This window comes from Vibrio sp. A8-1, assembly GCF_013048685.1.
Classification (GTDB): Bacteria; Pseudomonadota; Gammaproteobacteria; order Enterobacterales; family Vibrionaceae; genus Vibrio; species Vibrio metschnikovii.
On record NZ_VHTC01000003.1, the window covers coordinates 1 to 14,019 of the forward strand.

Here is a 14,019-nt window from a genome sequence, read left to right on the forward strand (position 1 = left end):
TTTAGGGGCTTTCTTTCTGCTCATAACAAACAGGATGAAGCACTGGAATGATCACTCAATAGTAAAAAGTGGATCAAGTGCTGAGTGTCACACTTTTTCTGTCAATAGGGGCTTGGTGAACACTTACCTTTTCTAGACTGTAAGCTACCCAACTCAAGCAAAAGAGCACGCTATACTTTTATCTTATTGCCAAGTACCATGTAGACCATGGCAGATTGACAAAACTTCCCCACGAATAAACCACCTATTTAACATTCACAGAATCGCTTTTAGGCAGTGACAGGGAACCCAATCGCACTTTAAGAATTAAAGGGTTACAATTAAACATGTTTCAAGACAATCCACTTCTTGCTCAACTCAAACAACAAATTCAAGAAAACCTACCCAAAAAAGAAGGTCAGATTAAATCGACCGAAAAAGGCTTTGGCTTTCTTGAAATAGATAGCAAAAACAGTGTCTTTATCCCACCACCCTATATGAAAAAATGCCTACACGGTGATAAAGTCATGGCAATCATTCGCACCGAAAATGAGCGTGAAGTTGCTGAACCACAAGAATTGTTAGAGCCATCATTAACGCGTTTTATTGGCCGTATAAAAATTCATAAAGGTAAAATAAACGTTGTCCCTGATCATCCGCAACTGAAGAAACTCCCCCTGCGAGCCAAAACCCAAAAAGGCATTAATCCACAAGAAATGCAGGAAGGTGATTGGGTCGTCGCGAAGTTAATCGGTCATCCACTCAAAGGCGATACTGGTTTTTTGGTTGAAATCACTCAAAAAATTACCGATGCTGAGGATAAAATTGCCCCATGGTGGGTTACCTTAGCAGAAAATGATTTACCCAACTGTGAACCTCCCGGTTTGGAGCATTGGTCACTGAACGATGATTCTGCTTTGCAGCGTATCGATTTAACCCATGTACCGTTTGTAACTATCGATGGCAAATCAACCAAAGACATGGACGATGCGTTATACGCGATTCAGCGCCAAGATGGCGGATTTGATGTCACGATAGCGATAGCCGATCCCACTGCGTATATAACCGCTAATGACAGTATGGATAACGTCGCACGCGAGCGTGGATTTACTATCTATCTTCCTGGGCGCAATATTCCTATGTTACCGCGGGAATTAGCGGATAATCTTTGCTCACTGATCGAAAATGAAACTCGCCCGGCTCTGTGCTGTACCTTAACGGTCGATAAAGACGGCGTGATTAATAGTGAGAGTATTCGTTTTTTTGCAGCTTATATCCGATCACAAGCACGTCTTATCTATGATGAAGTATCAGACTGGTTAGAAACCGGTGAATCTCAATGGCAACCAAGTTCTGAAATTGCGCAAGTTGTCCGGGATCTGTATGCCTTTTCTCAAGCTCGTGCCCAATGGCGTGAAACTCATGCGGTGGTATTCCCAGAAAGGCCTGATTATCGCTTTGAACTCAGCGAAGATAATGATGTTATTGCTATTCACGCCGATAAGCGTCGTAGCGCGAATCGCCTCGTTGAAGAAGCGATGATCACCGCCAATATTTGTGCAGGTAAAATACTACAATCGTCTTTTTCAACGGGCGTATTTAACACTCATGCCGGGTTTAAAAACGATAAAATTACCGATGTTATTGCGCTTATCAAAGAACACGGCGCTGAGTTTGATGAAGCTTCACTGACCAGTCTAGAAGGATTTTCTGCCTTACGACGCTGGTTGGCCAGCCAACCGACCGCTTATCTGGATAATCGCCTACGTAAATGGCAAAGCTACAGTGAAATTGGCAATCAGCCTTTGCCTCATTTCGCAATGGGGCTGGATATCTATGCGACATGGACATCACCGATCCGTAAGTATGGTGATATGGTGAACCATCGTCTGTTAAAAGCCCATATTCTCGGTAAAGATCCCGAACAATGGCCTGATGAGCAATTGGGTGAAGAGCTAGCCATTCACCGTAAGCATCATAAAATAGCCGAGAGAAATGTTGCCGACTGGCTCTATACACGCACTCTTGCCGAAGAGCCGAGCAAACAGACCCGCTTTACTGCTGAAATTTTTGATATTAACCGAGCGGGTATGCGAGTTCGCTTACTCGAAAATGGCGCAAGTGCTTTCATTCCGGCCACACTCATTGTCGACAATAAAGAGCGAATCGTCTGCCATAGTGAGCAAGGCGTCTTAGCGATTGATGATCAGCCTACCTATCGACTCGCTGATACATTAGAAGTCGTCTTAACCGAGGTTAATCAAGACAATCGGAGTATTGTTGCGAAACCAACCCAAACCTTTGCTGAGCTAGCAACGCTGACCGATAACAGCGACGCCGAATCAGTCTAAAAACCAAATCGGTATAAAAACTAAGGGGAAGCATCGGCTTCCCCTTTTTATCACTGTCATACAGGTAGAATTAAAAGTGCAGTTGAATGACCGAAACCACCACGCATGCTGGGCGACGTACGCCTTCTATTTCTACTTTGATTTCGCGTTCAATCTCTAAACCTTTTTTCACTGGCGTCACTTTGAGTAAAGTACTGACAGCGCGAAGACGATTCCCTGCTTTGACTGGATAAGGGAATCGCACTGAATTCAAACCAATATTGACGACCATTTTCGCGGTCGGAAAAAGCGGTTGATTGGCATCAACGCTATCGGTCAGTTTTGGTAACAGAGATAAGGTTAAAAAACCATGGGCAATAGTGGTTTTAAATGGAGACTCTACAGCGGCTCGCTCTGGATCGGTATGAATCCACTGCTGATCCTCGGTAACGTCAGCAAATTGATTAATGCGCTGTTGATCGACGGCTAACCACTGCCCAGTGTGGATAACTTCACCTAACTTATCCGTCAATTCATGATAAAGCGCCTGTGCTTCTGGTTTTAAAACGATTTCAGCGGGCAACTGAGTATCTTCATTCGCTGGCTGATGAAACTCTTTCACCCACGAAAAAAGCTGACGACTGTTCGCTCTATCTAAAAAACCATCCCAGTACTCACGTACCACTGGCGACATCCATTGCTTAAATTCCGTAGTCTTGACTAAATTTTCAGCACGATGCTTTAAAAGATCGCTCACTTTCATCAGAACCTCATTCCTAACAAAGAAACACTGCTAATTCGTTAATTTTGAGACACTTCACACTAATCCGCAAACACTTTCGAGCGCACACCTGTATGCTATAGCCTGTTTATTATTAATAAACAAACACTTATCAATAAAACATTATTTTATTAGCAACCTTAGCCTAGAGTAAATACTTCATCTTGATCCCCATTAACCTATTCGCGTAGATAATGTTTTCAAAAATGTAGGCTCTATCTCTTTTATCCCTTCCGATAACCAAAAACCGTTTCCTTCAGTGACCGCAAATAAAAGGTTTTTCCGCAGTGCTTCTCTGTTTTTCAGTTTGTTATTTTGAAAATGAAACTGTTGTATCTTCTCATACAACAGATCCGCTAACTGTTTCGTTTGCTCATTCGTCAACGTTACTCGACATAAGCCAAGCTGAGGAATATGGCAGTTAGTGAAAACATCCTGCTTTAACTTGCTCGTAAACAGTTGATCCAGTTTTGAACCTTCATGAAATGAGTAGTAAGGAGGCGTCAGATAATTGATCCCCGAGTTGTGCGGCTTAATCTCAATCAGCCCCATTATCTCTAATGCCCGCAAATAAACATAGACACTTTGATCGGAAAGCTGGTTTTCCTGTTTGACATGTTCAACGGGTTTGCCCTTTACTCGAATTTCGTTAAAGAAGTCATAAAGAAACGGATATTCAAAGAAAAGCTCATCTCGCTTTTCGCCACTTAAATCCAAAGTATCAGTATGAATTTCACCCGCTAAGCGAACCAACTCTTCAAGGTTAGTATCCAGTATTGAAGCGTATTCAAGCAGTTTATCGAGACTGATTGATTGACTATGAAAATGGCGTTTCAGTGTTGATACCGGAACATTAATTCTCTCCGACAACTCGCTATAAGTGACATTTTTCTCTTTTAATTTTTGGCGTAATGCTTGCAGTAATAAATTGGCGCAGAAACTCATACAACATCCTTGCTTATGTGGTGCGACATTGGCACCTGCTTATTCTTATCGGCTGATCCGACCTGTCGGCAGTTAAGCACAATAGCTTATTTATATTCTGCGGTTCAATAGCTCAATAGATGAAACTTTACGGTATCAATAAATAACACCCCTCAAATCACTCCCAAAAATAGATTGCTTGAATTAAGTCAGTTGAGTTACAAGCATGTTAAACAAATATAACAGTCACATGAATCGGTATCACTAAGGAATGGTTTAGCTCACATTGATGAGTAACAACTGGTGAAATACACATGATGAACTGCCACACAACACACATTGCAACATGGAAGTTAATACATGCAAATCTACTCTTTATCACTGATAGTGATGCTATCTTCAGCAATAACATCCGTTGTATCTTTTCTATTATAAATTGCATTGCACTTTTTATAAGTGGACGCTGTATGCACCATCAATAAGTAATTCGAATTTAATTCAATATTCTATTGATGAAGGCTGTACAGTCTCATGCGACATAAAAACTAGACACAGATTCAATCATTCTCTTGGCATTAATGCCTTTTATTGAATGAAAGAAACAAATATGCAACATTACCCATTGATAATTACACATGGAGCCGTGATGATGAAAAAAACACTCTTAGCGGTCGCTTTAAGCAGCAGTTTGCTTAGTGCGACAAGCATTGCCAATGATCTTTCGTTGGGCATTACTCAATTCCCAAGTAACTTACATCCTGTGATTGATTCAATGACAGCCAATTCGCTGATTATGGGGACCGCCTTTCGTGATATGGTCGCTTATAACCATGATTGGCAAAGTTTCTGTATGTTATGTACAGAAACCCCTTCTTTGGATAATGGACGTGCGGAAAAATACACCAGAGAAGATGGCACACTCGGTATCAAACTCACTGTTGAGCTCAAAGATGATTTATATTGGGGAGATGGTACCCCCATCACCACCAAAGATGTGCTCCTGTCTCATGCCGTTCTGACCGATCCTAATGTCAAAGGCATTCCCGGTTTAGAAAGCAACCGAATCATGGAGAAAGTGGTGGCTTTGGATGACAAGACCTTCGAGGTCTATCTTAATAAAGCGCACTTTAAGTACCGTGATTATGTTCCGTCTGTGCTTCCTGCTCACCTAGAAGAAGCGATCTATCGCGAAGATCCTACAACGTATGATCGTCGAACGCTGTACGTTACCCAGCCCACGCATCCTGGTTTATACAATGGCCCTTTTCGCATCACGCAAATTTCACAAGGTAGCTTTATCACCTTAGAGCGTAACTCGCATTGGAAAGGTCAAGCGCCGGATTTTAATCGCCTGATCTTTAAAGTCGTCGAAAACACGGCAGCGCTTGAGGCGCATTTGTTATCAGGTTCTGTCGACTACGTTCCGGGTGAGCTGGGCTTTTCGATTGAACAAGCCTTACAATTTGAGAAGCGTCACGCGAATCGCTTTACGGTCGAATACGCGCCAGGACTACTCTACGAACATCTTGATACTCAAATGGATAATCCGCATCTCGCCATTCGTGAAGTACGTCAAGCGCTGATGTACGGCATGAACCGAGAAGAGCTGGTCAATCGTCTATTTGAAGGACGTCAACCCGTTGCTCACAGTAACGTTCATCCACTCGATGTCACTTTTTTTGATGGAGTACATCAATACCAATACGATCCGGTTAAAGCTCGTCAATTGCTTGAAAAAGCGGGCTACACACTGCGTAACAATGTCATGGTTGATAAAGAAGGTCGTCCACTCCAGTTAGAATTAATGACCACCGCCGGTAACCGCTCTCGTGAATTGGTCCAGCAAGTTTTGCAATCACAATGGCGACAAATTGGCGTACGCGTACAAATTAATAACCAACCCGCTCGCGTCTTTTTTGGTGAAACGCTTAATCAACGTAAACATCAAGCACTCGCGATGTTTGCTTGGGCGTCAGCACCAGAAAGCCCGCCATTAACTACGCTTCATTCAGCGCAGATCCCATCGGCACAAAATAGTTGGGCTGGACAAAACTACATCGGTTATAGCAACCCTGATATGGATGCGTTACTCGAAAAAATTGAAGTGGAGCTCGATGATGAGGCTCGACATCAACTGTTCCACAAAATGCAGTCACTTTACGCTGAAGACTTACCCGCGTTACCTCTTTACTTCCGCTCTGATAGTTATGTGATGCCAAAGTGGCTAAAAGGCGTGCGCCCAACGGGTCATAAATACCCCTCTACCTTGTGGGTAGAAGAATGGCGTAAAGATGGGGCATAAACCAATGAGCGAAGTATTATTAGATGTAAACCAATTACGGGTGACCTTCCATGGTCACCCGGCCGTACATGATATTAGTTATCGTATCCATGCTGGTGAGATTGTCGGAATTGTCGGTGAATCTGGCTGTGGCAAAAGCCTAGCGTCTTTAACCCTAATGGGGCTGCAACCATCGATTATGCAAGCCTCTGGTTCGGTCACGTTTGCCGGACAAAATATCCTGACCAATACCGCCGAGCAGTGGCAAAAACTACGCGGTGAAGGCATCGCGATGATCTTTCAAGAGCCAATGACCGCCTTAAATCCGGTGGTCACGGTTGGCGATCAAATTGCAGAAATGTTTCTTCTTCATCAAGGAGACAACAAAGCACAAGCGCGACAAAAAGCGATTGAAATGCTGGAACAAGTGCATATCCCCGATCCACTGCGTCGCGCCAAAGCTTATCCACATGAGCTGTCTGGTGGCATGCGCCAGCGGGTGATGATAGCCATGGCGCTGGCGTGTCGGCCTAAACTGATCATTGCCGATGAGCCAACTACCGCCCTCGATGTTACCGTACAAGCGCAGGTTTTAGACCTGCTTGAAGAGCTGAGAGAAACCACCGGCACCGCCATTCAATTTATTAGTCACAATTTAGGTGTCGTCTCACAACTTGCCGATCGCGTCGTCGTGATGTACGCCGGTCGGGTGGTAGAAGAAGGAACCTCTGATCAATTGTTTAGCGATCCACAGCATCCTTACACCCAAGGGTTACTCGCTACCCTACCGCGAATTGGCCACCGCCAAGCTCGTTTACCCGCAATTGCTGGGAGTGTGCCTCCACTTGGGCAACGCAGTCTCGGCTGCCCATTTGTCGATCGTTGTCAGCAAGCGAAACCGCTCTGCCACCAGCAGATGCCAGCCACACTCCCCCTTTCAAACTCGCACAGCGTTGCGTGCCATCAAGTGGAGTTTGCCCATGCTAGTTAAACTCGATAATGTCAGCCAAGCGTATCCAATTGGCGACAGTGATTTTTTTGGACGCCATCAGCAATATCTTCACGCGGTGGATGATATTTCACTGCAGATTAGCAGAGGCGAAACCTTAGCGATTGTCGGCGAGTCTGGCTGTGGTAAATCCACCTTAGGCCGAATGGTCTCATTGCTGGAAAAACCAAGTAAAGGCGAGGTATACATCACAGGGCAACCGACCGCTAACTTAAGCAAAAAAGCCATGAAAGCGCTGCGTAAGCAACTTGGGCTGGTCTTTCAAGACCCTTATTCGGCGCTTAACCCTCGTATGACCGTCTCACAACTGGTCTCTGAGCCATTAGAAGTCTATGGTATGGGTAATCGTGAGCAGCAACGCGCTAAAGTATTAGAGGCATTATACTCGGTTGGCTTAAGTGAAGATGCACTCAACCGTTATCCTCATGAATTTTCGGGCGGACAACGTCAACGGATCTGTATCGCACGCGCATTAGTCTTGGATCCGGAGCTGATCATTGCTGATGAGCCTTTATCCGCGCTGGATGTCTCGGTACAAAGCCAAGTCCTCAACTTATTTGTTGAGTTAAAAGAAGCTCGCCAACTGTCGTTCTTTTTTATTAGTCACGATATGGCGGTCGTCGATCATCTGGCGGATACCGTTGTGGTGATGTATTTAGGGCGTATTGTCGAACAAGCGCCGCGCGAAGCTTTCTTTTCTGCCCCTGCTCATCCTTACAGCCAAGCCCTACTTGCTGCCGTACCCGAGGTCGCTCTGGGACGCAGACGTAAAGGCTTAGCGCTACAGGGGGATGTACCGAGTCCAATTAATCCGCCATCTGGGTGCACCTTTCATCCGCGTTGCGCTTTTGCTGATGAGCTATGCCGTCAGAAAAAACCCGCGATGCAAACGCTCGCCCACGCCAAACATCAAGTCGCTTGTCACTATCCGCAATTAGTGACCCATTCTGATGCGGTAAAAAATGATGCTCATATTGCTGTTATGGAGGTTTCATGAAAACCTATTTAGCTCATCGTTTTATTCAAAGCCTATTGGTTTTGCTGTTTGTCTCCTTTGTTTCTTACAGTCTTATTGGCCTGATGCCGGGCGACCCGATTGATTTGATGTTTGAATCCGATCCGACCATGACACCTGCCGATGTGGCAAGGATGAAAGCGTTATACGGATTGGATCAACCGCTCATTACTCGTTACTGGCACTGGCTAACTTCTGCTTTGCAAGGAGATTTCGGTTATTCAAGGCTCTATTCGCAACCAGCGATCGATGTCTTGATCCCAGCGGTGATCAATACCTTAAAATTAGTCGGCTTCGCGACTTTCTTCTCTTTGGCGATTGCTATCCCCGTCGGTATTATTGCCGCGTTAAAACACCGTAGCTGGGCCGATTATTTAATTAGCTTTGCTGCGTTTGTCGGCTTTTCTACCCCTGCATTTTGGCTAGCCTTAATGCTCATTTTACTCTTTTCTGTCACCTTGGGCTGGTTTCCGGCTGGCGGAACGGGACAAGCTGAAGGGGGCGGGTTTTGGTTAACCGCTAAACATATGGTACTACCGACGATCACGTTAACCGTGTTAAACGTTGCGAGCCACTCACGTTACGTGCGTGGCACCATGCTGGAAGTGATGCGCCAAGATTATATTCGTACCGCTAAAGCTAAAGGGGCGGATAATAAACGGGTGGTGATTCATCATGCCCTACGTAATGCGATGATCCCACTCGTCACTATCGTTGCCCTTGATATTGGCTTTATGCTCTCTGGAGCGTTAATTACCGAAACGATTTTTGCTTGGCCGGGGATGGGCAAACTGATTTTTGATGCCATTATGGGGAATGATTACAATCTGGCGTTGCTCGGTTTAATGGTGATTACCTTTACCGCATTGTTGGGTAACTTAGTGGCCGATTTACTGTACGCAAAATTGGATCCGCGTATTTCTCTAAGCCGAGGAGCGACATCATGAGTCAAGGAACAACGACGATGAGTTCGAATGTTGTGCTTCCTGAGCAGCCAAAAGCTCAGCCAAGTGTTTCACCTTGGCGTTTAGTCTGGAGCCGATTTAAGCGCCATAAAGCCGGTGTAGTCAGTGCCATTTTTGTTGTACTGCTGGTGATCCTGTGTTTCTCTGCCTCTTTAATTGCGCGTTGGATGGGTCATGACCCGTTTGACGTCAATTTCTTTGCTCGCTTAGAACCAGCGAGCAGTACCCATTGGTTAGGAACCGATGAACTGGGCCGTGATGTTTTTTTACGTCTCTTATATGGTGGGCAAATCTCATTAATGGTTGGCGCGGTAGCGGCATTTGCCACAGCGATTATCGGTAGCTTGATTGGTGTTTGTGCCGGATATTTTGGCGGAAAAGTCGATGCGATTTTAATGCGCATTGCCGATTTCACCCTCTCACTGCCTACCTTACCATTGATGATTGTTCTGGCCGCCGTAGACTTACGTAAGTTAGGTCTACCGGATGAATGGGTGCAAGGCGATACCATTAGTCTGTTACGGATCATTGTGATTGTCGCTCTCTTCGGTTGGCCGACTACTGCACGCTTGGTGCGTTCTGGCACCTTATCGGTCCGTGAGCGTGAATATGTCAAAGCCGCTGTCGGTTATGGCGCTTCTTCCGCTCGCATCATCCGTAAACACGTATTGCCGAATGTGCTATCACCGGTGATCATTTCGACCACCATGGCCTTAGGTGGCGTCATCTTGCTTGAGAGTGCTTTATCTTTCCTTGGCTTAGGTATTCAGCCGCCCCTGCCTTCATGGGGTAATATGCTGCAAAATGCCCAAGAAATGATTTGGCAATCCCCAGGGCTGGCGATTTATCCGGGAGTGGCTATCTTATTCACCGTTATGGCGTTTAACTTTCTGGGCGATGCGCTACAAGATGCGTTAGATCCTAAAGCTTAAACGCTCATCCTTTATCAAGATCATCTGCGCCGCCCCTGTATTCGAGGGCGGCTTTTTTTCAATCACTTTTATTCTTAAGACGGCTTAATGCAAAACCAGTGAGGGTGAGAAAAAACAAGCACACTATTTTTCTTTATCCCGCTTGAAGTCCGTATTTTTTGCCTTATCTATATGGGTAAGCAACCTACATTGACTCTTAAACGTATTAACGGGGGTAACGATGAATACCTTGCCCAATATCCATTTACAAGTCTCGGAAACTGCCTCAGGAGCAGCAAGTCCAAATTGGCCAGCCGTGATGGCTTTTCCTCAACGTAGCCAAGATACCCTTTTTTTACCGCCGCCAAAACGGGTAGTCGCTTTGATACCTGGTCTTTGGTTATGGCTAGACGTCATGAAACTTGCCAATCTTTGGAAACCGACAATTCATTAATCGCCCAGATCGACGAACCGCTACCTCTATGAACGATTAACAATCAAGCCTTGTTGATCCAACCCAACGGGTTAAGGAGCGAAGAGATTGATTGAACAACACCGCAATAAAATACGAAACCGCTACAAAGTCATCAGCTCTGTAGCGGTTGGATTGCTATGATTCGCGGGTAAAAGGACTAAGCCGCTTTGACTTTATCGTCCGTTTTCACGCTGGTATTTTGGTTAATTAAGGCTTGATGTAACGCACAAATTGCACTGTTATAATCACCGTCTTCCACCACAAATTGCACATTAACATTGCGCATGGATGAGTGAGCCGCCATCGGGTTGACCCCTGCTTCCATTAAAGACTGCATGCCTTTGCCAAGTGCGAGGTTGGTATTAATCGAGGCTCCAATCGCCGAGATTAACGCGACCATTTTCCCTGAAATCGACGCATTCGGATAACGCTTCTCTGCTTTATACAAGACATGATTCAAGTTATCGCTCGTGCCACTCAAGAAGTAAGTCATTGAATTTGCGTTCATTTCTTTACCAACTAAATGGACTTTCGCTTCAGCAATGATTTCCATCAGTTCATAGCTTGCATTATCAACATTACCCACCATGCTTTGATCAAACATATGTAAGGCGAACACTTTGTTGCGCCCAGCAATGATCTCGACTTTATTGGCTTCCGGTTGATGATGATTTGAAATCAGCGTACCAGGATGATCCGGTTCAAAGGTATTTTTGACTCGAAGTTCAATGCCTTTTTTACGTAATCCAGCCGCGGCGTTAGGATGAATCGCTTCCATACCCAAATTAGCCAACTGATCGGCCACATCAAAATTCGTCAGTCCCAGCGGGCGAACTTTCTCCGGCCCAACGACTCTAGGGTCTGCGGAGCTAAGGTGATATTCTTTATGAATAATCGCTTGTGAGGCGTCGGTTAATACGGCTATCCGGCTAAAGGTCATTTCGCTGTAGCCGCGATCATAACTCTTCATTAAGCCTTGGTCGCAATAAGCGTAACCGGTAACAATGGGTAACTCTCGCGTCACATCAATATCAGCAAAGGCACGTTCAATCACCTCATCCAACTGGCCACGCGTTTGTTCACTCCACCCCGATAAATCGACAAACCGAGCATTAATGCCCAACGTTTTCAATTTAAGCGTGGTGTTATAAGCACTGTGCGCTTCGCCAATAGAAGAGAGGAACTCTCTAATTTGTGGTAAATAATGACGCAGTGAAAACTGACCATATTGGCAGGTTTCTAAAATGTTGTTGACGCAATTGACCGCTTCAGAGAGACGAGAGCGAATAAACTTATCGGCGCGAATTCGACTCATGGGATCGGCAAACAGATTTTCGTTGATCATCAACATCCGTTGTTCAAGCTCGTGTATCGCGTCTTGCCAGTGTTCATCACGCTTAGCAATCATTTGATAAATACCCGGTTTTCCGGTGCGTTTGCACTCTAAGAGTGCATCGGTCATGCCTGAATAAGCCGATACCACAAATATTCGTCCATACGGGTTAGTCGGCTTTAAAAAAATATTGTCCAGTACAGCATCAAACGCCGACATGGAAGTACCACCGATTTTTTCTACGGTGTAAGACATAAGGTCTCCTTGTATTGAATATCGGTTAGGTGATAAGCAGCGTAATAGACTTTGATTCGTTCAACATCCATTGACGCTGCTTATGGTCAGCGGATTTACTCAACGAGGGGGTAAACGCCATCTTTATCGTGGACTTCCGCTCCCGTAATCGGAGGATTAAACACGCACGCCATCACCATATCGGCCTCTTTATTGGCTCGTAGATAATGCTCATCATGCTTATCCAAAATATACAGTGTGCCTGGTTTGATGACGTAGGTTTCACCGCCGACGACTTCTATCTCCCCTTCACCCGACATGCAATAGACCGATTCCAGATGATTTTTATAGTGTATATGGGTCTCGGTATTTTGATAAATCGTCGTGATGTGAAACGAGAAACCCATATTATCGTCTTTGAGCAACATGCGAACACTTTCCCACGTTTCAGCGACGACGCGACGTTCACTTTGTTGACATTCTTGTAATGTTCTAACAATCATAATTTTTCCTTAGGATGCTTTTTGAATAAACTGCGGAGCGACGTTTTCCACCGCTTGCTGGAAAATCGTTAAGCCTTGCTCCAGTTCATTTTCACTGATCGTCAAGGGGCAGAAAAACTTCACCACTTCGTCTTGTGGCCCTGCGGTTTCAATCACCATGCCTAAGCGGAAACATTCGCGAGCAATCTTATTGGCGATATCGCCATCTTGACATTCAATACCTTGCATCAATCCACGCCCTTTTAAACGCGTAAATAGGCTTGGAAAACGGCGGATGGTCTGCTGAATCGTATGGGCGACTTGTTCAGCTCGGGCTTTAATGTGCTGTTGAAAATCATCATTAGCCCAATAGGTTTGTAATGCTTTCGCCGCCGTCACAAAGGCGTGATTATTACCACGGAAGGTGCCGTTATGCTCTCCAGGCTTCCAAACATCTAACTCTGGTTTAAACAAGACGATTGCGAGCGGTAAACCATAACCACCGATCGATTTTGATAGCGTCACTATATCTGGCTTAATACCGGCAGGTTCAAAACTAAAGAAGGTTCCCGTACGTCCACAACCGGCTTGAATGTCATCGACAATCATCAGTACACCGTGCGTTCGACAAATTTTACTCAGCTTTTGCAACCAAGGGTAAGAGGCCGCATTCAACCCCCCTTCACCTTGTACGGTTTCCAATAGCACAGCTGCGGGTTTATCCAAACCAGAGGAAGGATCGCCAAGCATGGTCTCAAACAGCGCTAGGCCATCGATATCGGCATAACCGTCGTAAGGGATACGAGTCACCCCTGATAGCCCCATACCAGCACCACCACGATGATGTTGATTCCCTGTGGCGGCTAAAGCGCCATAAGTACAGCCATGAAAGCCATTTGTGAAAGCCACAATATTGGTTCGCCCTGTCACTTTACGCGCCAGTTTCATCGCCGCTTCAACCGCATTCGTCCCCGTTGGTCCAGTAAACTGCACTTTATAATCAAGCTGGCGCGGCTCAAAAATGTAGGTTTGTAGCGCATGTAAAAAATCAGCTTTCGCTTCTGAGTGCATATCCAAACCGTGGGTAATACCGTCTTTATCAATGTACTCAAGCAATGCCTGTTTAAAAATGGCGTTATTATGGCCGTAATTTAACGAGCCTGCGCCCGCTAAGAAATCTAAGTAGGCATCACCATCTTGGGTATACAACCAGCTTCCTTTTGCTGTAGAGAACACAACAGGAAAATTATTGGCATAAGATTGAACGTTTGATTCTTTCTTTTTGAAGATATCCATAACG

The 14,019-nt window shown here is 45.2% G+C and carries 12 protein-coding genes; 7 read left to right on the top strand and 5 right to left on the bottom strand.

Features of this window, described 5'->3' with window-relative positions; genetic code table 11:
• Nucleotides 1-326: 326 nt before the first annotated feature.
• Complete coding sequence (rnb, locus tag FKN93_RS02115; protein ID WP_170904358.1) at nucleotides 327-2,330, top strand: exoribonuclease II; 2,004 nt, start codon at nucleotides 327-329, stop codon at nucleotides 2,328-2,330.
• Between the two features lie 70 nt (nucleotides 2,331-2,400).
• On the opposite strand, the gene FKN93_RS02120 is transcribed toward rnb, so the two are convergent.
• Nucleotides 2,401-3,072: a MaoC family dehydratase gene (locus FKN93_RS02120; RefSeq protein WP_154170954.1), complete on the bottom strand. Its 672-nt coding sequence runs from the start codon at nucleotides 3,070-3,072 to the stop codon at nucleotides 2,401-2,403.
• 192 nt (nucleotides 3,073-3,264) lie between these two features.
• Nucleotides 3,265-4,035, bottom strand: a complete 771-nt coding sequence (locus tag FKN93_RS02125; RefSeq protein ID WP_170904359.1) for a helix-turn-helix transcriptional regulator — start codon at nucleotides 4,033-4,035, stop codon at nucleotides 3,265-3,267.
• A 628-nt stretch (nucleotides 4,036-4,663) separates the two neighbouring features.
• Between FKN93_RS02125 and FKN93_RS02130 the strand changes: the two genes are divergently transcribed.
• The 6 genes from FKN93_RS02130 to FKN93_RS02155 all read left to right on the top strand — a co-directional run bounded on the left by FKN93_RS02130 (nucleotide 4,664) and on the right by FKN93_RS02155 (nucleotide 10,649).
• Nucleotides 4,664-6,316 carry a peptide ABC transporter substrate-binding protein gene (locus tag FKN93_RS02130; RefSeq protein ID WP_158137413.1) on the top strand — a complete coding sequence of 551 codons (1,653 nt, stop codon included), beginning with the start codon at nucleotides 4,664-4,666 and terminating at the stop codon, nucleotides 6,314-6,316.
• Between the two features lie 4 nt (nucleotides 6,317-6,320).
• Nucleotides 6,321-7,286 (top strand): ABC transporter ATP-binding protein, encoded by a 966-nt coding sequence (locus FKN93_RS02135; RefSeq protein ID WP_161425983.1) that lies wholly within the window; start codon nucleotides 6,321-6,323, stop codon nucleotides 7,284-7,286.
• Entirely contained in the window at nucleotides 7,276-8,301 is a 1,026-nt protein-coding gene (locus tag FKN93_RS02140; RefSeq protein ID WP_170904360.1) for a dipeptide ABC transporter ATP-binding protein, read from the top strand. The genes FKN93_RS02135 and FKN93_RS02140 overlap by 11 nt, the downstream gene beginning before the upstream one ends.
• Nucleotides 8,298-9,266, top strand: a complete 969-nt coding sequence (locus tag FKN93_RS02145; protein ID WP_072670638.1) for an ABC transporter permease — start codon at nucleotides 8,298-8,300, stop codon at nucleotides 9,264-9,266. The genes FKN93_RS02140 and FKN93_RS02145 overlap by 4 nt, the downstream gene beginning before the upstream one ends.
• Nucleotides 9,263-10,216 carry an ABC transporter permease gene (locus FKN93_RS02150; protein ID WP_170904361.1) on the top strand — a complete coding sequence of 318 codons (954 nt, stop codon included), beginning with the start codon at nucleotides 9,263-9,265 and terminating at the stop codon, nucleotides 10,214-10,216. Before FKN93_RS02145 ends, FKN93_RS02150 begins: the two co-directional genes overlap by 4 nt.
• Before the next feature lie 220 nt (nucleotides 10,217-10,436).
• Nucleotides 10,437-10,649, top strand: coding sequence for a hypothetical protein (locus FKN93_RS02155; RefSeq protein ID WP_158137042.1), 213 nt, complete (start codon nucleotides 10,437-10,439; stop codon nucleotides 10,647-10,649).
• 178 nt (nucleotides 10,650-10,827) lie between these two features.
• Here FKN93_RS02155 and FKN93_RS02160 read toward each other — a convergent pair whose 3' ends face one another.
• From FKN93_RS02160 to ectB, 3 genes are all read right to left on the bottom strand, one after another.
• Nucleotides 10,828-12,258: an aspartate kinase gene (locus FKN93_RS02160; protein ID WP_170904362.1), complete on the bottom strand. Its 1,431-nt coding sequence runs from the start codon at nucleotides 12,256-12,258 to the stop codon at nucleotides 10,828-10,830.
• Nucleotides 12,259-12,353: 95 nt separating this feature from the next.
• Entirely contained in the window at nucleotides 12,354-12,740 is a 387-nt protein-coding gene (locus FKN93_RS02165; RefSeq protein WP_040905329.1) for an ectoine synthase, read from the bottom strand.
• A 9-nt stretch (nucleotides 12,741-12,749) separates the two neighbouring features.
• A complete protein-coding gene (gene ectB, locus FKN93_RS02170) occupies nucleotides 12,750-14,015 on the bottom strand; it encodes a diaminobutyrate--2-oxoglutarate transaminase (protein ID WP_040905326.1) in 1,266 nt (421 codons plus the stop codon).
• Between the last annotated feature and the right edge of the window lie 4 nt (nucleotides 14,016-14,019).

What these genes read in the sequence shown, in the direction of transcription:
- rnb (WP_170904358.1), top strand. Translation starts at nt 327, where the DNA reads ATGTTTCAAGACAATCCACTTCTTGCTCAACTCAAACAACAAATTCAA.
- FKN93_RS02155 (WP_158137042.1), top strand. Translation starts at nt 10,437, where the DNA reads ATGAATACCTTGCCCAATATCCATTTACAAGTCTCGGAAACTGCCTCA.
- FKN93_RS02165 (WP_040905329.1), bottom strand. Translation starts at nt 12,740, where the DNA reads ATGATTGTTAGAACATTACAAGAATGTCAACAAAGTGAACGTCGCGTC.
- FKN93_RS02150 (WP_170904361.1), top strand. Translation starts at nt 9,263, where the DNA reads ATGAGTCAAGGAACAACGACGATGAGTTCGAATGTTGTGCTTCCTGAG.
- FKN93_RS02140 (WP_170904360.1), top strand. Translation starts at nt 7,276, where the DNA reads ATGCTAGTTAAACTCGATAATGTCAGCCAAGCGTATCCAATTGGCGAC.
- FKN93_RS02125 (WP_170904359.1), bottom strand. Translation starts at nt 4,035, where the DNA reads ATGAGTTTCTGCGCCAATTTATTACTGCAAGCATTACGCCAAAAATTA.
- FKN93_RS02160 (WP_170904362.1), bottom strand. Translation starts at nt 12,258, where the DNA reads ATGTCTTACACCGTAGAAAAAATCGGTGGTACTTCCATGTCGGCGTTT.
- FKN93_RS02135 (WP_161425983.1), top strand. Translation starts at nt 6,321, where the DNA reads ATGAGCGAAGTATTATTAGATGTAAACCAATTACGGGTGACCTTCCAT.
- FKN93_RS02145 (WP_072670638.1), top strand. Translation starts at nt 8,298, where the DNA reads ATGAAAACCTATTTAGCTCATCGTTTTATTCAAAGCCTATTGGTTTTG.
- FKN93_RS02130 (WP_158137413.1), top strand. Translation starts at nt 4,664, where the DNA reads ATGAAAAAAACACTCTTAGCGGTCGCTTTAAGCAGCAGTTTGCTTAGT.
- ectB (WP_040905326.1), bottom strand. Translation starts at nt 14,015, where the DNA reads ATGGATATCTTCAAAAAGAAAGAATCAAACGTTCAATCTTATGCCAAT.
- FKN93_RS02120 (WP_154170954.1), bottom strand. Translation starts at nt 3,072, where the DNA reads ATGAAAGTGAGCGATCTTTTAAAGCATCGTGCTGAAAATTTAGTCAAG.